The organism is Micromonospora sp. NPDC049662, from assembly GCF_040675055.1.
Lineage (GTDB): Bacteria > Actinomycetota > Actinomycetes > Mycobacteriales > Micromonosporaceae > Micromonospora.
On sequence record NZ_JBFAOC010000099.1, the window covers coordinates 1 to 5,077 of the forward strand.

The 5,077-nt window shown below is 72.6% G+C and carries 6 protein-coding genes and 1 riboswitch; of the genes, 1 reads left to right on the forward strand and 5 read right to left on the reverse strand.

Features of this window, described 5'->3' with window-relative positions; all coding sequences use genetic code 11:
• Nucleotides 1-204 precede the first annotated feature (204 nt).
• Nucleotides 205-693 (reverse strand): peptidoglycan-binding domain-containing protein, encoded by a 489-nt coding sequence (locus tag AB0J36_RS33765; RefSeq protein WP_357121590.1) that lies wholly within the window; start codon nt 691-693, stop codon nt 205-207.
• Nucleotides 694-961: 268 nt separating this feature from the next.
• Nucleotides 962-1,132, forward strand: a riboswitch (cyclic di-AMP (ydaO/yuaA leader).
• On the opposite strand from AB0J36_RS33765, the gene AB0J36_RS33770 reads away from it, so the two are divergent.
• On the forward strand, nt 1,132-1,824 hold the full coding sequence (locus AB0J36_RS33770; protein WP_357121593.1) for a transglycosylase family protein: 693 nt from the start codon (nt 1,132-1,134) through the stop codon (nt 1,822-1,824). (Overlaps the previous riboswitch by 1 nt.)
• 75 nt (nt 1,825-1,899) lie before the next feature.
• On the opposite strand, the gene AB0J36_RS33775 is transcribed toward AB0J36_RS33770, so the two are convergent.
• The 4 genes from AB0J36_RS33775 to AB0J36_RS33790 all read right to left on the reverse strand — a co-directional run bounded on the left by AB0J36_RS33775 (nt 1,900) and on the right by AB0J36_RS33790 (nt 4,870).
• Nucleotides 1,900-2,256, reverse strand: coding sequence for a hypothetical protein (locus tag AB0J36_RS33775; RefSeq protein WP_357121596.1), 357 nt, complete (start codon nt 2,254-2,256; stop codon nt 1,900-1,902).
• Between the two features lie 103 nt (nt 2,257-2,359).
• Nucleotides 2,360-3,547 carry a DNA polymerase IV gene (dinB, locus tag AB0J36_RS33780; RefSeq protein ID WP_357392790.1) on the reverse strand — a complete coding sequence of 396 codons (1,188 nt, stop codon included), beginning with the start codon at nt 3,545-3,547 and terminating at the stop codon, nt 2,360-2,362.
• A 57-nt stretch (nt 3,548-3,604) separates the two neighbouring features.
• The gene (locus tag AB0J36_RS33785; protein WP_357122181.1) at nt 3,605-4,042 is read right to left on the reverse strand and encodes a VOC family protein; all 438 of its coding nucleotides are present in this window, start codon (nt 4,040-4,042) and stop codon (nt 3,605-3,607) included.
• Nucleotides 4,043-4,132: 90 nt separating this feature from the next.
• Nucleotides 4,133-4,870 (reverse strand): GNAT family N-acetyltransferase, encoded by a 738-nt coding sequence (locus tag AB0J36_RS33790; protein ID WP_357392791.1) that lies wholly within the window; start codon nt 4,868-4,870, stop codon nt 4,133-4,135.
• Between the last annotated feature and the right edge of the window lie 207 nt (nt 4,871-5,077).

The following is a 5,077-nucleotide window of genomic DNA, read 5'->3' on the forward strand; positions in this document are numbered from 1 at the left end:
GTTTCATAAGAACTGGCCGGCCTGCGGCGGGGCCAGACCACGGCCGGCGGCGTGGGGGTTTGGGGGGGGGTAAAAAAAACGGAACGAGCCCCAGAACCCCCGGAGCGGCCCCCGCCCCGGGGGCCCCCCCGCGCCGCCCGGGGGGGGGGCCCGCACGGGCCCCGCCGGGCGCCCCCGGGGGCACGCGCCGGCGCTGTACGGCGGTCAGCCCGGGTAGTAGCAGACGTTGGGAATGACCGGGCCGCCGTTGACCCCGAAGATCGCGAAGCCCATGTAGGCACGTGTCTGCGGGCCGTACTCGCCGTCCTCGGCGATGTTCGCGTACACGATGTCCTCATTGATCTTGTGCTGGGCGTACCGGACGGCGTCCCGGGTCTTCGGACCGTAGTTCCCGTCCAGGCTGAGCGACCGCGCGTAGCAGTTGTTCAGCGCCTCCTGGAGCACCAGCACCGCGGAGCCCGAGTGGCCGTAGGTGAGGTAGCAGCTTTTGTTTCCGGTCTGCCAGCCGACGGTGGGCACGTGCATGTCCGCGCCGCCCGGGTAGCCGCCGACCCGGTAGAAGGTCAGGCTGGTGCACGGGCTGGACGCCTGTGCGGCGGTCGGCGCGGACAGCGTCAGGCCAGCGCCGGCCAGTAGGGCTACGAGGACGGCTGCGGCGCGGCGACGGCCGTTGCGACTCTGCTGGAGCGGCATGATCTCCTCCTGGGGTGTCGTTTCCGGGATGGACCCGGTGTGCTCCAGAGCATCGCTACCGCCCGTCTACGGTTTCCTGTCCGAACGTCAATTCACCGGGACGGCAGGCCCTGATGGGAAACGGTCCATGATGGCCGCTGCACAGGTGGACGTCGTCCGCAACCGCTGGCCGCAGCGCCCCGCGTGAGCCGGTGAACAACTTCACAAGCGGTGGGCGACCGTCACCCACCGTGCCTACCGTCGGTCGGGTCCACCACCGTGGACGCCGCGACCGGCAACGCCAAATCCTGCCCCCGGTCGTCGGAAACAGAACCCGGGCAGGAGCGGGGGACCCAACGTTCCTCGGTGCATGTCACCTCGGGGTGAAGCCGCCAGCGCGCGGCCGGGCTCCTCGGCCCGAACCCGACAGCTCACCTCGCCGGCGTGGAGGAATGATCCATGACGTCTGCGTACACCCCCCGTCATCGACGGGTCACCACCCGCCGCGTCGCCGTCGGTACCCTGGCGGTCGGCGCGGTCACCGGCGCCGTCGCCCTCTTCGGCCCGGCGGCCCCGGCCCAGGCCGGTGTCAACTGGGACGCGATCGCCCAGTGCGAGTCCGGCGGCAACTGGAAGATCAATACCGGGAACGGCTACTACGGCGGGCTGCAGTTCTCCCAGGGCACCTGGGCCGGCTACGGCGGCACGAAGTACGCCGCCCGCGCCGATCTGGCCAGCCGTGGCGAGCAGATCGCGATCGCCGAGAAGGTGCTCGACGGGCAGGGCATCGGCGCGTGGCCGACCTGCGGCCGCAAGGGCGGCTCGTCGGGCGGTACCTCGACGAAGTCCACCGCGAAGTCCCCGACGAAGTCCACCGCGAAGTCCCCGACGAAGTCGACCTCCAAGTCGTCGACGTCCACCTCCGGCAAGGAGCGGCCGGCACGCGGCGACCAGCCGGCTACCCGTGGTCACGAGCGGACCGCCCCGGCGGCCGGCGGCGACACGTACGTGGTCGCGCCGGGGGACACCCTGTCGGAGATCGCCGAGCGGCACCCCCGCAGCGGCGGCTGGCAGGCCCTGTACGAGCGCAACCGTCAGCTGATCGGCGCGGACCCGGGCCTGATCTTCCCGGGGCAGCGGCTCGCTCTCTGACGTACGTACCGACGAACGCTCGGCCGGGTCACCGGCCGAGCGTTCGTTCGTCTGGCGCTGTCCTCGCGGGACGGGTCACGCCGCCGAGGCGGCCGACCTCGCCTCGCGGCGGGCCATCACGTCGCCGTTCCAGCCCCAGCGCTGCGCCGGCGCGGCGGCCTCGGCCGTCCAGCCGGTGCCGCCCCCGCCACCGTCGATGGCCGTCTCGACCGAGTCGGGGGTGCTGCGGGCCAGTCGCAACGACTGCTCGGCGGTCGTACGCGCCGCACACGGCCAGGACTGGCCGGCGCACTGGAGGTTGCGGCAGCGACCCTCGTCGTCGGCCTCGTGGGCCTCGAGCACGTCGACCGCGAGCTGCCAGAGCAGCGGGTCGGTCACGTCGCCCGGGCGTTCGGCACGACGGCTCGGTCGGTTGCTGGTCTCGTCGGACATGGGCCCCCCTCGTCAGGCTTTCCCCTCAAGACTTCACCTGTGTGCGGCCGGCTAAACCGCCGACCTGCTGTGATGTGTCTCCGGTCGCAGCAACCGGGGCGCTCTAGTCCGGCAATAGCGGCATCTCGACACCGGGAGCGCGGCCGAGCAGCGCCGCCCGGGTGAGCGCCGTCGAGCCGAAGCGGTCGCGGACCGCGTCCACGGCGGCGTCCAGGTCGGCCCCGGTGTTGGCTTGGAACGGCAGCTCCGGCTGCACCGGGTTGTCGTCCAGGTTGCCGACCGAGACGCCGAGCAGGGTGACCCCGCGCCGGTCGATCTCCGGTAGGGCGGCCCGCAGCAGTGTCCGGGCGGCGGCGAGCAGTGCGGTGGTGTCGGCGGTCGCCTTGGCCACGGTGTGCGAGCGGGTGGCGCGGGTGTAGTCGCCGAAGCGGAGTCGCAACACCATGGTGCGTCCGGACCGTCCGGCCGCCCGCATCCGTCGGGTGACCCGGTCGACCAGACCGGCGAGGATGGCGTCCAGTTCCTCCGGCGCAGGTGGGGTACGCCCCAACGCGTGCTGCGCGCCCATCGAGCCCCGCCGGCGGCCCACCTGCACCGCCCGGGGGTCGCGGTTGTGGGCGAGAGCGTGCAGGTGCCGGCCGGCGCCGGCCCCGAGCAGGGACACCAGCGCGGCCTCGCCGAGCCGGGCCACGTCCGCGACGGTACGGATCCGGCGTTCCCGCAGCTTCGCGGCGGTGACCGGACCGACGCCCCAGAGCCGTTCCACCGGCAGTGGATGCAGGAACGCCGTCTCGGCGTCGGGGGCGACAACCAGCAGCCCGTCCGGCTTCGCCACCGCGCTGGCCACCTTCGCCAGGAACTTCGTCCGGGCCACACCCACCGTGATCGGCAGGCCGACCCGGTCGCGGACCTCCCGGCGCAGCCGCTGGGCGATGTCGGCCGGCGTGCCGACCAGCCGGCGCAGCCCGCCCACGTCGAGGAACGCCTCGTCGATGGAGAGCCCTTCGACCAGCGGCGTGGTCTGGCGGAAGATCTCGAACACCGCCCGGCTGGCCTGCGTGTACGCCGACATCCGGGGCGGCACCACGATCGCGTCCGGGCAGAGCCGTCGTGCCTGCTGACCCCCCATCGCGCTGCGCACACCCCGCGCCTTCGCCTCGTAGCTGGCGGCCAGCACCACGCCGCCGCCGACGATCACCGGCCGTCCGCGCAGGCGCGGGTCGTCACGCTGCTCGACCGACGCGTAGAAGGCGTCCAGGTCGGCGTGCAGGATGTGGGCGTCGTGCGACACGTACACATGTTCGCATGACGGCCGGTCGTCGCGGCAGTGAGCTGGGAGAACGCCCGCTCAGTCGAGGCAGAACTCGTTGCCCTCCGGGTCTGCCATGACGATGTGACCGGCGCCGAGCGGGGGAGCGGGCTCGTGTCGGGCGAGCCGTCTGGCACCCCGAGCGGTGAGCCGGTCGGCCTCCGCCTCCAGGGCCGCCATCCGGTCGTCACCCGTCAGCCCCGGCGCGGCCCGCACATCGAGGTGGACGCGATTCTTGGCCTGCTTGCCCTCCGGCACCCGCTGGAAGAACAGCCGTGGCCCCGCCCCCGTGGGGTCGACCACCGCCGACGCGTCGTTGCGTCGCTCCGGCGGCACGCCCATCGCGTCCAACGCGGCCTCCCACGAGTCGAAGCCCCCGGGCGGGCCCTGCAACTCGTAGCCGAGGGTGTCGGCCCAGAACGCCGACAGGGCGGCAGGATCGGCAGCGTCGAACGTTATCTGCACTTCACGGGCCATGGCAGCATCCTCGTTTCCGGTCCGGTCGGTCATGTCGCCATCCTCTCGCGACGGACCGACAGGATCGGTGCGACAGCGGGTGCGGTCCGGTCACAGGTCGTCGAAGGGGCGGGCGTAGCGGAATTCGCCCCGGATCGATCCGTGCCAGGCGGTCAGCGGTCGGGCCATGAAGTACTGCGGGCCCCACGGCTGCGGCGGGGTGACGCCCAGCTCGACGGCCGGCCGGAACCCGAAACGCGGGTAGTACTCGGGGTGCCCGAGGAGCACCACGAGCGCCTCGTCTCGGGCGTCGGCCGCGCCCAGGACCGCGTGCATCAGGGCGCTGCCGACCCCGCGTCGCTGCCAGCCGGGCAGCACGCCGAGCGGCCCGAGGCCCAACGCCACCGGCGCACCGGCCACGCGGGCCCGCGTGGCCACCACGTGACCCACCACCAGGCCGTCCGTATCGACCGCCACCAGGGAGTACGCGGGCAGCCACCCGTCGTCGACGCGCAACGCGTCCACGAGCGTCGCCTCAACCGGCAGGCGACACTCGCCACCGCCGTCGGTGCTCCTGGTGGCGGTGTCCGTGCTCGGCCCGTGCTCCGGATCGTGGCCCGGATCGTGGTCCGGCCCGTGGCCCGGATCGTGGTCCGGATCGTGGTCCGGCCCGTGGCCCGGATCGTGGTCCGGCCGGTGGCCCGGATCGTGGTCCGGCCGGTGGCCCGGATCGTGCTGCGGCCCGTGCTCCGGATTGTCGGCAGGGCCGTGGTCGGCGGCGGCGAAGGCCGCGGCGTGCACGGCCCGGATGGCGTCGATATCGGCGGGGGTCTCACGTCGGATCAGCACCGCGCCACCATAGGTCGGCCGGGAACACGACTCCACGAGTTATTCGCGGGGCGCCGGATGACGCCGAAGGAGACTCTGGCGGACCCGCTTCTTGGGTGGTGTCGGATGGCACCGCAGAGGCCTCGGGGCGGAAGCACCACAAGAAGCGGGGTGGGGGTTTGTAGAAAAAAAATAAAAAAAACAAAAACCACAAAAGGGGGCGCGGCC